Annotated in this window: 15 protein-coding genes; 10 read left to right on the top strand and 5 right to left on the bottom strand. The window is 58.8% G+C overall.

Translation table 11 applies throughout. The annotated features are described in order from the left end of the window. Window positions 1-17 precede the first annotated feature (17 nt). Both rplT and rpmI read right to left on the bottom strand, forming a co-directional pair. Window positions 18-383, bottom strand: coding sequence for a 50S ribosomal protein L20 (gene rplT / locus BGIM_RS0102960; protein WP_020468305.1), 366 nt, complete (start codon window positions 381-383; stop codon window positions 18-20). Between the two features lie 53 nt (window positions 384-436). Further along, window positions 437-637, bottom strand: coding sequence for a 50S ribosomal protein L35 (gene rpmI / locus BGIM_RS48445; RefSeq protein ID WP_020468304.1), 201 nt, complete (start codon window positions 635-637; stop codon window positions 437-439). Between the two features lie 306 nt (window positions 638-943). On the opposite strand from rpmI, the gene BGIM_RS0102950 reads away from it, so the two are divergent. The 6 genes from BGIM_RS0102950 to BGIM_RS0102925 all read left to right on the top strand — a co-directional run bounded on the left by BGIM_RS0102950 (window position 944) and on the right by BGIM_RS0102925 (window position 6,082). After that, window positions 944-2,257 carry a 3-isopropylmalate dehydratase large subunit gene (locus tag BGIM_RS0102950; protein ID WP_020468303.1) on the top strand — a complete coding sequence of 438 codons (1,314 nt, stop codon included), beginning with the start codon at window positions 944-946 and terminating at the stop codon, window positions 2,255-2,257. 65 nt (window positions 2,258-2,322) lie between these two features. Then, window positions 2,323-2,553, top strand: a complete 231-nt coding sequence (locus BGIM_RS0102945) for a hypothetical protein (RefSeq protein ID WP_020468302.1) — start codon at window positions 2,323-2,325, stop codon at window positions 2,551-2,553. Beyond that, window positions 2,550-2,831, top strand: a complete 282-nt coding sequence (locus BGIM_RS0102940) for a hypothetical protein (protein WP_020468301.1) — start codon at window positions 2,550-2,552, stop codon at window positions 2,829-2,831. The genes BGIM_RS0102945 and BGIM_RS0102940 overlap by 4 nt, the downstream gene beginning before the upstream one ends. Window positions 2,832-2,965: 134 nt before the next feature. Then, window positions 2,966-3,874: a hydroxymethylbilane synthase gene (gene hemC, locus BGIM_RS0102935; protein ID WP_020468300.1), complete on the top strand. Its 909-nt coding sequence runs from the start codon at window positions 2,966-2,968 to the stop codon at window positions 3,872-3,874. A gap of 32 nt (window positions 3,875-3,906) precedes the next feature. Then, complete coding sequence (locus BGIM_RS0102930; RefSeq protein ID WP_020468299.1) at window positions 3,907-5,010, top strand: type III polyketide synthase; 1,104 nt, start codon at window positions 3,907-3,909, stop codon at window positions 5,008-5,010. 7 nt (window positions 5,011-5,017) lie between these two features. After that, window positions 5,018-6,082: an AI-2E family transporter gene (locus tag BGIM_RS0102925; RefSeq protein WP_020468298.1), complete on the top strand. Its 1,065-nt coding sequence runs from the start codon at window positions 5,018-5,020 to the stop codon at window positions 6,080-6,082. A 21-nt stretch (window positions 6,083-6,103) separates the two neighbouring features. On the opposite strand, the gene BGIM_RS0102920 is transcribed toward BGIM_RS0102925, so the two are convergent. Both BGIM_RS0102920 and BGIM_RS48440 read right to left on the bottom strand, forming a co-directional pair. After that, entirely contained in the window at window positions 6,104-7,048 is a 945-nt protein-coding gene (locus tag BGIM_RS0102920; RefSeq protein WP_020468297.1) for a WD40 repeat domain-containing protein, read from the bottom strand. A gap of 89 nt (window positions 7,049-7,137) precedes the next feature. Next, entirely contained in the window at window positions 7,138-7,950 is an 813-nt protein-coding gene (locus BGIM_RS48440) for an HAD family hydrolase (protein ID WP_020468296.1), read from the bottom strand. A 101-nt stretch (window positions 7,951-8,051) separates the two neighbouring features. On the opposite strand from BGIM_RS48440, the gene BGIM_RS0102910 reads away from it, so the two are divergent. The 4 genes from BGIM_RS0102910 to BGIM_RS0102895 all read left to right on the top strand — a co-directional run bounded on the left by BGIM_RS0102910 (window position 8,052) and on the right by BGIM_RS0102895 (window position 11,718). Beyond that, a complete protein-coding gene (locus BGIM_RS0102910) occupies window positions 8,052-9,713 on the top strand; it encodes an ArnT family glycosyltransferase (protein ID WP_020468295.1) in 1,662 nt (553 codons plus the stop codon). Then, window positions 9,710-10,639: a tRNA (adenosine(37)-N6)-dimethylallyltransferase MiaA gene (gene miaA / locus BGIM_RS0102905; protein ID WP_020468294.1), complete on the top strand. Its 930-nt coding sequence runs from the start codon at window positions 9,710-9,712 to the stop codon at window positions 10,637-10,639. The genes BGIM_RS0102910 and miaA overlap by 4 nt, the downstream gene beginning before the upstream one ends. 108 nt (window positions 10,640-10,747) lie before the next feature. Beyond that, the gene (locus BGIM_RS0102900; protein ID WP_020468293.1) at window positions 10,748-11,455 is read left to right on the top strand and encodes an FHA domain-containing protein; all 708 of its coding nucleotides are present in this window, start codon (window positions 10,748-10,750) and stop codon (window positions 11,453-11,455) included. Between the two features lie 17 nt (window positions 11,456-11,472). Beyond that, window positions 11,473-11,718 (top strand): hypothetical protein, encoded by a 246-nt coding sequence (locus BGIM_RS0102895; RefSeq protein ID WP_020468292.1) that lies wholly within the window; start codon window positions 11,473-11,475, stop codon window positions 11,716-11,718. Window positions 11,719-11,948: 230 nt separating this feature from the next. Here BGIM_RS0102895 and BGIM_RS48435 read toward each other — a convergent pair whose 3' ends face one another. Continuing rightward, the gene (locus tag BGIM_RS48435) at window positions 11,949-12,290 is read right to left on the bottom strand and encodes a hypothetical protein (protein WP_238537508.1); all 342 of its coding nucleotides are present in this window, start codon (window positions 12,288-12,290) and stop codon (window positions 11,949-11,951) included. Window position 12,291: the final 1 nt, after the last annotated feature.

The following is a 12,291-nucleotide window of genomic DNA, read 5'->3' as shown; positions in this document are numbered from 1 at the left end:
TTTTTATCGGGGCCGACTTATTTGAGATCCTTCGGCATGTGGGCCCGGGCGATTTCGACGATCTTGTCGAAGGCAACCGGGTCGTGAATGGCGATTTCGGACAAGGACTTCCGGTCCAGTTCAACATGGGCGTTAATCAGCCCGCAGATGAGCTGGCTGTAACGCAGGCCGCGCATCCGGCAGGCGGCATTGATACGGATGATCCACAATCGGCGGAACTGCCGTTTGCGATTGCGACGGTCGCGGTACGCATATTTGCGGCCGCGAATCAACGTCACCAACGATTGTCGATACAGGTTGTGACGGCTCAGACGGAAACCCTTGGTGAGTTTCCGGGTCCGGGCGCGCTTGCGAAGGACGGTCTTACCGCTTCTTGCTCGCATGTTTCAAAATCCTCCGGGGTGTTAGTTTGGGTGTGAAGGCAACTCGGGGCTGGTTACAGGCCGCCCATCGCGATGATGTACTTGTCCGCCGTCGGTCCGGTCGTCACGCCAGGCTGGCGGGCCTGCCGCTTCGACTTCGACCGGCGACCGGCCAACAAGTGGCGTCGCTTCGTGTTGCTGTGCTTCAGCTTTCCCGTCCCGGTGATCTTGAACCGCTTCTTCAGACTGCGGTTCGTCTTGTTCTTGCCGGCCATGATGCCCTTCCTTTTTGGGAATGTAGGTCGCCGATTCACCGGGCGATGAATCGGGTGTGCTGCTGACCGCCGGTTGAGGGCCACACGACCGGAGCGGTGAACAAAGTTCGGCACACAATATCACGCCAATCCCCCACATTGGGGTATCGGACGGCCCGGCCATGGATGCCGGAACATTTGGCATAGGGAACTCGGCGACAATGACCAGTGGAAGATTCCCGTCATCCAAGGCGTGAACGAATCTTCCTTCGGTCGCTACAATCTAAGTTCACAATCTTTCCCTGCAATCGGACGGAGTGCATCCAGATGGCCGGTATGACGTTGACGGAAAAAGTGCTGGCAAAAGCGGCGAACCGGGACGCGGTTGGCCCGAACGACAACATCTGGGTGAATGTCGATGTCCTCATGACCCACGACGTTTGCGGACCGGGCACGATTGGCGTCTTCAAAAAGCACTTCGGGGCCAACGCCAATGTGTGGGACCGCGAAAAGGTCGTCATCATCCCGGACCATTACATCTTCACCAAGGATGCGATGGCCAACCGCAACGTGGACGTGCTGCGGGATTTCGTGAAAGAGCAAGACCTGCCGTACTACTACGATGTCGGCACCGAAAACTACAAAGGCGTCTGCCACATCGCCCTGCCGGAAGAAGGGCACACCCGTCCGGGGGAAATCCTGCTGGGGACAGACAGTCACACTTGCACCGCCGGGGCCTTCGGCGAATTCGCCACGGGCATCGGCAACACGGACGCCGGTTTCGTGATGGGAACCGGCAAATTGTGGCTGAAAGTGCCGCCGACGATGCGGTTCGTGTTCCACGGGAAACTTCCCCCATACCTGATGGCCAAGGATCTCATCCTCTCGGTCATCGGGGAAATCGGTGTCGACGGAGCCACCTACCGGGCAATGGAATTCGACGGCGACGGCGTCTTCGCCCTCAACATCGAAGAGCGCATGACCCTGTGTAACATGGCCATCGAAGCCGGCGGTAAAAACGGCTGCATTGCCCCCGACCAAGTGACCCTCGACTATGTGAACAGCCGGGGCAAAAAGAGCGGCAACAAGCCATATACGGTTATGAAGTCCGACGGCGATGCCAAATACATCTACGAAAAAGTCTTTGATCTCTCCAAGATGGAGCCGGTGGTCGCCAAGCCGCACTCGCCGGACAACAAGGCCCTCGTGAGTTCCGTCCGGGGAACCAAGCTGGACCGGGCCTACATCGGAAGCTGCACCGGCGGCAAAATGACCGACTTCCGGGCGGCCGCCGCCATCCTGCAAGGGGCCGAGGTGCGCATCCCGACGTTCATTGTTCCCGCCACCACGGAAGTCGCTCGCGGCCTGAAAACCGAGAAAATCGGGACGCACACGTTGGAGGAAATTTTCCTCAACGCCGGCGCCAGCATCGGCGATGCCTCCTGCGCGGCCTGTCTCGGTGGCCCGTCCGACACCTTCGGCCGGTTGAACACGCCGATTTCCTGCATCAGCACCACCAACCGTAACTTCCCCGGCCGCATGGGCCACAAGGAAGCCCAAGTGTTCCTCGCCAGTCCGATGACGGTCGCCGCCAGCGCCCTGACCGGCGTCATCACCGACCCGCGTGATAATGTGGCGTGATATGATGGATTTCTGAGAATCGGAGGAATCACATCCCCGATTCGTTGTGCCCTTGGGAGAATTCAATGACCATCATTACCTTCAGCCAAGAACAAGCGGAACAGATTCGTTCGGCAACCGACGCGGTCAAATTCGTCGATCCAACAGGTGTTGTTCTGGGACACTTCGATGTCAAATCCCAAACCACCACCAAATCCAAGTCGCCGTTTTCGCGTGAGGAGATTGAAGAACGTCGAAAACAGAAAGGTGGCAAGCCACTCTCTGAAATTCTCGCCCGTCTTCGAGAGATGCAATGAATTATCTCGTCCTCTGGACGGCCAATGCGGAAAACGATCTGGCGGATGTTTGGATTCATTCCGCCAATCGTGACCGTTTGGCGGAGTTGTCAAATCAACTTGATGAGATTCTGTCTTTGAATGCGGAAACTCACGGAACGCTTGAATTTGACACGGTTTACACGATTGAACTCGAAATACTGGCGGTTGAGTACGAAGTGATCGCCGAGGATCGGCATGTCAATGTCCTCGCGGTTTGGGACACTGTCAAAGGCCGGCCCGATCCGAAGGGGAATTGAATACCAAACCGAATGGGACAGAACCTTCTTTGAAATGCACGACCGGAAGGCTTGAATTGATGCCGCCCCAGAGGCCATCACATCTAAGGTCCGCGACCAACTTTAAAAATAGGCACCCACACACCATCCTTTCCATGAATCCCCTCCGGCTTGGCACTCGCGGCAGTCAACTCGCCCTCTGGCAGGCGAATCATGTGGCCGCCCTTCTAAGGCCCCTGATCGTTCCGCAGGAGGTCGAACTGGTCATCATCGACACCATCGGCGATCAGGTGCTGGACCGGCCGCTTTCGGCGATGGGGGGCTTCGGCGTGTTTACCAAGGCTATCCAAGAAGCCTTGCTGGACGGCCGGGCCGACATCGCCGTTCACAGCCTCAAAGATCTGCCGACCTTCCCGGTCGCGGGATTGATGCTTGGCGGGGTGCCCGCGCGGGGGCCGACGGGGGATGCGTTTGTCTCTGCCAAGCACAAGCGATTCGAGGATCTGCCCCAAGGAGCGGTGATCGGCACCAGCAGTCTCCGGCGGCGGGCCATGTTGCTGCACCAGCGGCCGGATTTGAAGATCGTCGATCTTCGCGGGAATGTCGAAACCCGGTTGAGAAAACTGACCGATCAGAATTTGGACGCCATCGTCCTCGCCGAGGCCGGATTGGTTCGGCTGGGATTGGGCTCCCGGATTACCCATCTTCTCGACAATTCCTGGATGATGCCCGCCGTGGGGCAGGGGGCCATCGGTTTGGAATGCCGGGAGGACGACCACGAGACACGGGATGTGCTCGAATCCCTGACACACCGGCCGACGATGACAAGCGTTTTGGCTGAGCGGGCCATGCTCTATGCGCTTGGAGGTGGGTGTTTGGTCCCGATTGGGGGGATTGTGACACTTGAACAATCCGAAATTACCCTCAAAGCGGGCGTGTATTCTCAGGACGGAGTGCGTAGAATAACCGAAAGTCTCCGGGGGCCTATGGATAAGCCCCTCAACGTCGGGGCGGAACTCGCCGCCCGGTTGCTTTCCGCGGGGGCACGAGAAATGCTCCTTTAATTCTCCCGCTTTGTGAAAATCCAAAGGCCGGAATGACATTAGCCATCCTTGGGCTTGGCACGGCAGTCCCGCCCGCGACAATGAGTCAACAGCAGGCGCTTGAAGTTGCCGAGTTGTTGTGCTGCAACACCGCCGAACAAAAAACATGGCTGCCGGCCATGTACGGCGGCACGGGAATTCGTCACCGACATGTTTGCCTCGGGCAACAAGTTGTCACGGATTTGATCGAGGGGACGACCATCTCCGGGTCGCCGTTCCTGCCCAAAGCCGGCGACCAGCACGGCCCCACAACCCATCAACGGATGCAACTCTATCGCCGGGAGGCTCCCCGGCTGGCGGTCAAAGCCACGGCCACGGCCTTGGAGGCGGCCGGACGGCTCCCCAAGGACATCACCCACTTGGTGACCGTTTCCTGCACCGGATTTGCCGCCCCCGGATTTGATTTGGAACTGGCCAACGAACTCGGCATCTCTGCCGATGTCCAGCGCACCCATGTCGGCTTCATGGGCTGTCACGGCAGCCTGAACGGCATGCGGGTGGCCAACGCTTTCGCCGGGTCAGACCCGGACGCCTGCGTGCTGATGTGTTCGGTGGAGCTTTGCAGCCTGCATTACCACTACGGCTGGGAACCGCAAAAAATCGTCGCCAATGCCCTCTTCGCGGACGGGGCGGCGGCATTTGTCGGCGTCCCCGGCCGGCATCACAAGGGCAAGCACTGGGAATTGGTGGCCAACGGTTCCCATGTCGTCCATGAGGCCGCCGACGCCATGAGCTGGCACATCGGCGATCACGGTTTCGTGATGACGCTTTCCAAGAAGATTCCCGAAGTGATCCAGCAGAAACTTCGCGGCTGGATGGACAAATGGCTGGCGAAGCACGGCCTGACCATTCCGGATGTGAAACATTGGGCGATCCACCCCGGCGGCCCGAAAATCCTTGACGGTGTGGTTTCGGCATTGGGATTGTCGCAAGAGGCCACATGGGCCTCCCGCGAAGTGCTGGGCGAGAACGGCAACATGTCCTCCGCGACGGTGCTGTTCATTCTGGATCGCATGCGGCAACGCGGGGCGACCGGTCCGTGCGTGGCCCTCGGATTTGGTCCGGGCTTGAACATTGAAGCGGCCTTGCTTCAATAATCACGCCATGAACAGCGAGCCGCCGTCTGTTTCCGTTGTCGAATCCTCTCCTCCGCTGGCCACGGTGGCGTGGGTGATGATTATTCTCACCACCGGGCTTTTCCTGTTGCGGGAACTCGGGGTGATTCTCAAACCCCTCTTGCTCGCCGTTCTGTTCGCTTATGTGATTATCCCGTTTCACCAACGGGTGAAACAGCGGGTTCCCGGCCGGTTTGCCATCGTGGCGGTGGCGGTACTCTTTCTTCTGGCTCTCGCGGGCCTGACGGCCATCGTCCAATCCAACGCCCGGACGCTTTACGAAGAATTTCCGGCCCTTTCTCAACAAGCCAAATCCCTAATCGGCCAGTTCACGGCCTACTGCGGGGAACGCTTTCCATCTTCCACGCGGATGATAAGCGAGCTGACCCAGACCGAGCAAAACAGCGAAAACGTGATCCGGGATTTGATCGGCCGGGTGGCCGGGGTGGCGGCCGAGACCGCGTCGGTTGGCGTGGTGGTGGGCCTGTATCTGATGTTCATGCTGGTCGAGGCCGGTCGGTTTCCGCAGCGGGTGCGGTCGGCCTTTTCCGATCACCGGGCCGATCAGATCATGCAAACCATCGCCAGCATCAACGCGGGAATCGCCGACTACTTGCGGGCCAAAGTATACGCCAGTCTCACACTGGCCGTGCCCATTTTTGTGGTGTTGTTTGTGTTCGGAACGCGCTTCGCCCTTGTCTGGGCCGTGCTGAATTTTCTGGCAAACTTCATCCCGTATCTGGGCGCCATGGTCGGCTATTCGCTTCCCACGCTGTATGCGTTGCTTCAGTTTGGATTTGGCTGGGAATTTGTGACGATTGCGACAATTCTGCTGACGATTCACATTCTGACAGCCACGGTTGGCGAACCCGCCATCATCGGCAAAGCTGTCGGAGTCAGCCCGCTGGTGATCCTGATTTCCTTGGCATTTTGGGGCTATTGCTGGGGCCTGACCGGGATGTTCCTGGCCGTGCCCCTGACCGTGATCGCCAAAATCATCTGTTCCCATATCGAAGCCACCCAGCCGATTGCCAGACTGGTTTCGGACGAGTGAAACGGAACAAGTTTCACCGGCTCATCTCTTCGTAATCGTCACCGTGCCGTTTTCATGCCCCGCGAGGATGGTCTTCCCGTCCGGGGCGAAGGCCACGCAATACGTCGGATTCTTGATCCGCGTCGTGAACACCGGCTTCGAGTTGGTCAGATCCCACACATTGAGATTTCCGGCATAACCGGCGGTCACGATGGTCTTGGTGTCTTTTGACCAGGCGATGCCGTACAGGTCATCGGTCGTCGGGCCAAACTTCTTGGTTTCCTTCCCGCCCGCCACATCCCACACACGGATCGTCCGGTCTTGGCTGATGGACACGAGCGTGTTCGGATCTCCGGCCAGCGTGATCCCGGTCACGCCGATCTCATGCCCCTTCAAATCTTTCACCAGTTTCAGGCCGGGCACGTCCCAGACCTTGATGAGATTGTCCGCGCCCGAGGAAAACAGCGTTTTGCCATCCGGCGAGAACAGCACCGAGTAAACGGAACCGGCATGAGCGCCGAGGTTCTTGATTTCCTTCGCATCGGCGACGTTCCAGAGCCGCACCGATTTGTCCTGCGTGCCGGAACCGGAGGCGAGCGTTTTTCCATCCGGGCTGAAGGCGATGGTGTCAACGATGTCCGTATGGCCCTTGAACTCGATCACCATCTTGGCGTCGGCGATGTTCCAGAGTTTCACGGTCTTGTCGAGGCTGGCGGTCGCCAGTTGTTTGCCATCCGGGCTGAAAGCGACGCAATACACCGGGTCTGTGTGTCCGGCGATCGGCTTCAGTTCTTTGGGCTGGCCGTTGTTGTACTCGAAGATTTTGGCCGTCTTGTCGAAGCCGGCCGTGGCGAAGAACTTGCCGTCCGGGCTGAAGGCGATGTGATGCACCAAGGCGGTGTGCGCGCGCACTTCCACGGGAGCTTGGGCTTGGGCAATCGCGGTAACGGCCGTCAGAAGGCCGAGGGACAGAAACAGCCGAGTCATGCCGGAAACCTTTCAAGGTGAGTTCAAGGCGGGAAGAGCGTATTGTGCCCCAACACACGGCCTCGGGCAACACCGAAGTGGCGAAAAGCTCATGATCCCAGCAGTTCGGGCAGCCAAGTCTTCTGGCCGGTGTAATCAGGGATCACCCAGTCGGCCCCGGCCTCGGCCAGCCGAATCCGCTTCCACTGGTTGATCGTTCCATTGCCCCCCTCGTCGCTGGCGACGGCCACCGCCACTCCCCCGGCTTTGCGGGTCTCGCCGGTTTCGATGACGCCATCCCCGAAACTGATCAATTGATGCCCTTGGAGGGAATGCGTCGTCAGAATGCGGTCAATCACGGCCCGCTTGGAGAAACTCCGGTCCCCGGCCGTGGGGGCGTGGATTTCCTCGAAGAACCCGCTTACCCGCAACAAGTCGGCCTCCGGTTGCATGAAATGCCGTTCCGTGCCGCTGGCGAGGTACAGTTTCAAACCCCGGCGTTTCAGTTCTTCGAGAAAATCGTGTGTTCCGGGGACCGCCCAAACGGCGGCCTTTTCGGGCTGGCGTTCCACCTCGGCCGTGCGGTCGGCGGTCATCGCCAGCAGGCGGCGGTCATACTCCCGCAGGTAACTCTCGGCGGGCAAAGGAGTTTTCCCCAACGCGGTGATTTCCTCGGCCAGACGCATCATCTGGAAAATGGCCGGCCGGCCGTTGAGTTCCATGATGAAGTTTTCGACCCGCAGGGAAAGCGAATCATTTGGTTCGACACACCCTGCCTCTCGCAGAAAGTCGACCATCATGTCCGTCATCAAACGGGGCCAGCCTTCGCGGAAGAGAGAGAGCGTGCCGTCGAAATCGAACAACACCGCCCGGAAATCGCCCCTCGGGAAGTCGTTGCGAATTAGTTCGTGCGTGTCGGCCATCGGTATTCCGGTCTGGTCAATTAGGGAAAGACAGGGTATTCATCTCTACTCACGGAAGGGAAGACCCGCAAGGGAATTCCATCAGCGGGAGTTGATTGCGGATGCGTCGCTTGCCGGATGTTCTTTGGGTGGTCCTGTGGGGTCTTCTCTCGACCGGGTGGATTCTGTCCGCATCCCCCGAACTGTCGGCGACGTTTGACGAACCCTTCTATCTCCGGTCTTCCCTCAAATCATGGCGGACCGGCAGTAACTTCGAGTTGATGAAGGCCGGGACGATGCCCTTGCCGGTGGACGTTGAATATCTGCCGGTTTACCTCTGGGAACAAGTTCGCGGCCAGCCGTTTGACGAGGAAAAAGAATTCCATCGCTTGTTACAAATCGGCCGGACCGGGAACCTCGTTTTCTGGTGGGTTTTGCTTGTGTATGGCTTTCGCGTGGCCAACCTCTACGGCGGGGCTTGGGCCGGGCGTTTGGGAGTCGTGTTGCTGGCGACAGAGCCGAGTCTGCTCGGCCATGCCTGTCTGGCGACCACGGACATCGCCATTACGGCCGCGATGTTGTTGTTCACGTTTCATTACCAAACTGGCCGCACCAGGGGATGGTTCCGAAGATGGTTTTTGCCCGGCGTCCTTTACGGCGTGGCGATGACGGCAAAGGCATCCGCTCTTACTTTTGTGCCCATCGTGATGTTCGCCCTCGAAATTCCCCGCTGGCGGGTCAATCGCATCTGGAGTCCCCCGGTCGGCGTCGGTCGGATTCCGCATGTCTGGAATCAGGTTCGCCCGTTGTGGGCCGATTTTTGGAAAATGCTTCTGGTGGCGACCGTGGTTCTCTGGGGCTATTGCGGTTGCGATTGGGTGGTTCTCCCCTCGGGGGTGAAATGGGCCGAGAACCTTCAGGATGAAACGTGGGGGCCGCCAATGCGCTGGCTCACCCGGAACGCCAAGATATTCCCCAACGCCGGACAGGGCGTGGTTTATCAAATCAAACACAACATCCGGGGACACGGAGCCTATTTGCTTGGAGAGTGGTATCCGCGTGCCGTCCGGCATTATTTCCCGGTGGCCCTGAGCATCAAACTGACGCTTCCCGTGCTGGGGCTGTTCCTCCTGTTGCTTGCCCAACCGCGATCTTTGGCGACCCCGTTGACGCTCATTGTGCTGGGGCTGTTTCTGTTTGCGTTTAACATCCGGGTTCAGATCGGCATTCGGCTCATTTTCCCGTTTGTGGTCTTCTTTCTGCTGATGCTCGGCGTCGGTTTTGCCCGGACAAGCGAGAAATGGAAATCCGGGTTGCGCTGGTCGGTTCTGCTGTTGTTCAGCGGTCTGGCGGCGGTCCCTCCCCTGCAAGTCTGGCCGGATGGTTTGCGGTATGCCAACGAACTTTGGGGCGGCCCTGATCGGGTTCACCTATATTTGAGCGACTCCAATTCCGATTGGGGGCAGGGAGTGACCGAACTCGATCGTTGGACGGAAGAACGGGGACTGCCGCTTTGCCGCGTGTGGTATTATGGAATGGACCCGAAAATCGCGGACGATCCCAACCGATTATTGCCGCTACACCACAATGGGATTTATCCGGCCGAGAAACCGGAAGACTTCGCCAAGTATGTTCGCGGGCACATTGTGGCTGTCGGCAAAAGCATTCTTCTGGGCGATCCGTTGATTACGCCATCCATGCCGACGGCGTTGGAATTCATCCGAAAACAACAGCCGATGGCCGAAACGCGGTCGTTTGTCATTTACGATTTCCGTGCCCCGTGATCGAACCGTTCCAAAACTCACTCATCCTCACCGGGCCAACGGCCTCCGGGAAATCGGCCTTGGCTTTGGAATTGGCCGAACGCCTCAAGGCCGAAATCATCTCGGCCGACTCGATGACCGTCTACCGGGGCATGGACATTGGCACGGCCAAACCATCGGCAGAAGATCAACAACGGATTCCGCATCATCTCGTCGACGAACTTGATCCGTGGGAATCGGCCAGCGTGGCGTGGTGGCTGAAACGGGCGGCCGAATGCGTCCGCGATATTGAAAGCCGGGGACGCCGGGCGATGTTCGTCGGGGGGACACCGCTTTATCTGAAGGCCCTGCTCTGCGGGCTTTTTGATGGCCCGCCTCGGGATGCCGACGTTCGGGCGAGATTGGAACACGAAGCCGCCACAACGGGAAACGAACTTCTGCACGCCCGGCTGGCAGCCGTCGATCCGGCGAGCGCCGGGCGTTTGCACTCCAACGACGTGCGGCGGGTGGTCCGGGCGTTGGAAGTTTGGGAACTGTCCGGGAAGCCGTTGGGCGAGTGGCAGCAACAAGGCTGGTGGGGAGACGGCGAACCGGCTTTTGGCCCGGAAGTCTGTTTCGCCTTGGATATCCCCCGTCCAATCCTCTATGATCGAATAGACACCCGTGTTCGCGGGATGTTTGATTCCGGCTGGGTGGAAGAGGTCCGAAGACTCGCCGACAACAAACTCGGATGGAGCCGGGAAGCCTCGATGGCCCTCGGCTATCGCGAAATCCGGGAGCATCTGTCCGGAGGCCGCTCGCTGGCCGACACCATCTTGGAAGTGCAACTGCGCACCCGGCAATTCGCCAAGCGACAACTCACGTGGTTTCGCGGCTTGGCGGGGGTGCGTTTTGCCACGGCCAAAGAAGTGGCGGGAATCTGGGCAACTGACGGGTCAACCCGTTGAAGTTGGCGAAAAATATCGTTACTGTGTAAACGCATCACGGGACCGTGTGCTATAAGCCATGTGTGTGAGTCCCGACCCGTCGGCGGGATTTGCAATCAGGGGCGTGAAATGAAGACGCTGACGTTTCAGGTGATTGAGGGTGTGGACAAGGGGCGAATCTTCCGTGATCTGCCGATTCCGGTCACCATCGGCCGGGAAGAGGGAAATTTGCTGCGCCTGAACGACGAGCGAATCAGCCGGTTCCATGCCAAGGTGCAACAGGAAGACGGCGATGTGATCCTCACCGACCTCGAAAGCACCAACGGCACACGGGTGAATGGCTCACCCATCCAAATTCGCCGCCTCCGGGCCGGCGATCAGATCAACGTCGGCCGCTCGATGCTCCTGTACGGCACGCTTGAGGAAATTGCCGCTCGCAAAGCCACCGAACGCCCCACCGCCAAGGCCGGCAATGTCCCGACTGAAGGGATAACGACCCCCGGCACCGTTCCGGGGGACGATCTCAACTTTGATCTCAACGCCATTTCGCAAACCAACGGCGTCTCCGACCGGACCGCTTACGACTGGGCCAGGACGGAAAGCGACCTGCCCCCTCTGCCGCAAAAACTTTCTCCCTCCCAATCGGCCCGCCTCGCGGAAATCTTCGACTTCCTGCACCGCGGCCTGACCCTCGCCACCGAAAACATCCAAGCGAACGAAGAAGGTTCCGAAGTCAAAATTGCCTTCGCTGAATGGCAGACCATTCAGGCCACGCAAATGTTTTTGGCCCGATACATGCGGGCCGTAGCCGACCCGGAACATCAGCCGGATTATTGAATCGATGACTCAGATTGATGCAAAACTCTGATTTCGACATTCGCTATGAAGTGGTCATGGCTTCCGATCTCCAACGAGACGGGATGTGGCTTGAATTTTCAGATCGTTTATGTGGCGAGTTAGTGTTTTTGGCGTTTTACTCGGATATTGATGGATCGATGGAGTTTGAAAAAATCCAAGCCAATCTGCCTCCAGATGCCGAAGCATGGTTCCGAGAGGAAGCAATTCGTCGGTTACCTCCATGTGTGAGCGGATCAGATTAGAATAGCGGCTTAAAGAGCCAAAAATCCCTCCTCTAACCTTCTCCCACCATACCCTGTCGAACCCTGCCATCGCCCGTCGGGAAACCGTTGGACCACTGGAAATCGCAGTTCCCTCGCTCGCGCGTCGGGCTATGGTTGCGTATGGTTCCAGCTTGAAAGGCGTGACTGGTTCCCAAGTCCAAAGCCCGTCGCAACCATAGCCCGACGCGCCAGTTTTGAAGTTGCGCTTTTTATCCGGCGGTGCGAAACTCGGCCGGGATGGCCTGCCGGAGTTTTCGTCGCAAACGCCGGATTCCGCCGGGTGTTTGCATGGCGCGGGCCAGGTATTCCAAGTCGGCCTGTTCGCTGTGGCGGCGGACCGCCAGGCAGAGGCCGTGGGTTCGCTGGTGTCGCCAGCGCTCTTTCTGCTTCGTCGTCAGGCCGGACTTGGCCAGTTGCCTCGCCCGATGCCACTCCAGCCACAGGAACGTCACCAGGACCAGCTCCAGCCATCCCTCCGTCGCCTCGAACCGGCGCAGGCGGCATTGGGCGAAGCCCAATGTGCTTTTCAACTCCTTGAAGAACAGTTCGATC

The sequence above is a fragment of the Zavarzinella formosa DSM 19928 genome, assembly GCF_000255705.1.
In the GTDB taxonomy this organism is placed as follows: Bacteria; Planctomycetota; Planctomycetia; order Gemmatales; family Gemmataceae; genus Zavarzinella; species Zavarzinella formosa.
Note: the sequence above shows the minus strand (reverse complement) of the source record. Positions and strands in the feature narration are given on the sequence as shown.

What these genes read in the sequence shown, in the direction of transcription:
- BGIM_RS0102910 (WP_020468295.1), top strand. Translation starts at nt 8,052, where the DNA reads ATGCGTCGCTTGCCGGATGTTCTTTGGGTGGTCCTGTGGGGTCTTCTC.
- BGIM_RS0102895 (WP_020468292.1), top strand. Translation starts at nt 11,473, where the DNA reads ATGCAAAACTCTGATTTCGACATTCGCTATGAAGTGGTCATGGCTTCC.
- BGIM_RS0102950 (WP_020468303.1), top strand. Translation starts at nt 944, where the DNA reads ATGGCCGGTATGACGTTGACGGAAAAAGTGCTGGCAAAAGCGGCGAAC.
- BGIM_RS0102900 (WP_020468293.1), top strand. Translation starts at nt 10,748, where the DNA reads ATGAAGACGCTGACGTTTCAGGTGATTGAGGGTGTGGACAAGGGGCGA.
- hemC (WP_020468300.1), top strand. Translation starts at nt 2,966, where the DNA reads ATGAATCCCCTCCGGCTTGGCACTCGCGGCAGTCAACTCGCCCTCTGG.
- rplT (WP_020468305.1), bottom strand. Translation starts at nt 383, where the DNA reads ATGCGAGCAAGAAGCGGTAAGACCGTCCTTCGCAAGCGCGCCCGGACC.
- rpmI (WP_020468304.1), bottom strand. Translation starts at nt 637, where the DNA reads ATGGCCGGCAAGAACAAGACGAACCGCAGTCTGAAGAAGCGGTTCAAG.
- BGIM_RS0102945 (WP_020468302.1), top strand. Translation starts at nt 2,323, where the DNA reads ATGACCATCATTACCTTCAGCCAAGAACAAGCGGAACAGATTCGTTCG.
- BGIM_RS0102940 (WP_020468301.1), top strand. Translation starts at nt 2,550, where the DNA reads ATGAATTATCTCGTCCTCTGGACGGCCAATGCGGAAAACGATCTGGCG.
- BGIM_RS0102925 (WP_020468298.1), top strand. Translation starts at nt 5,018, where the DNA reads ATGAACAGCGAGCCGCCGTCTGTTTCCGTTGTCGAATCCTCTCCTCCG.
- BGIM_RS0102920 (WP_020468297.1), bottom strand. Translation starts at nt 7,048, where the DNA reads ATGACTCGGCTGTTTCTGTCCCTCGGCCTTCTGACGGCCGTTACCGCG.
- BGIM_RS48440 (WP_020468296.1), bottom strand. Translation starts at nt 7,950, where the DNA reads ATGGCCGACACGCACGAACTAATTCGCAACGACTTCCCGAGGGGCGAT.
- BGIM_RS0102930 (WP_020468299.1), top strand. Translation starts at nt 3,907, where the DNA reads ATGACATTAGCCATCCTTGGGCTTGGCACGGCAGTCCCGCCCGCGACA.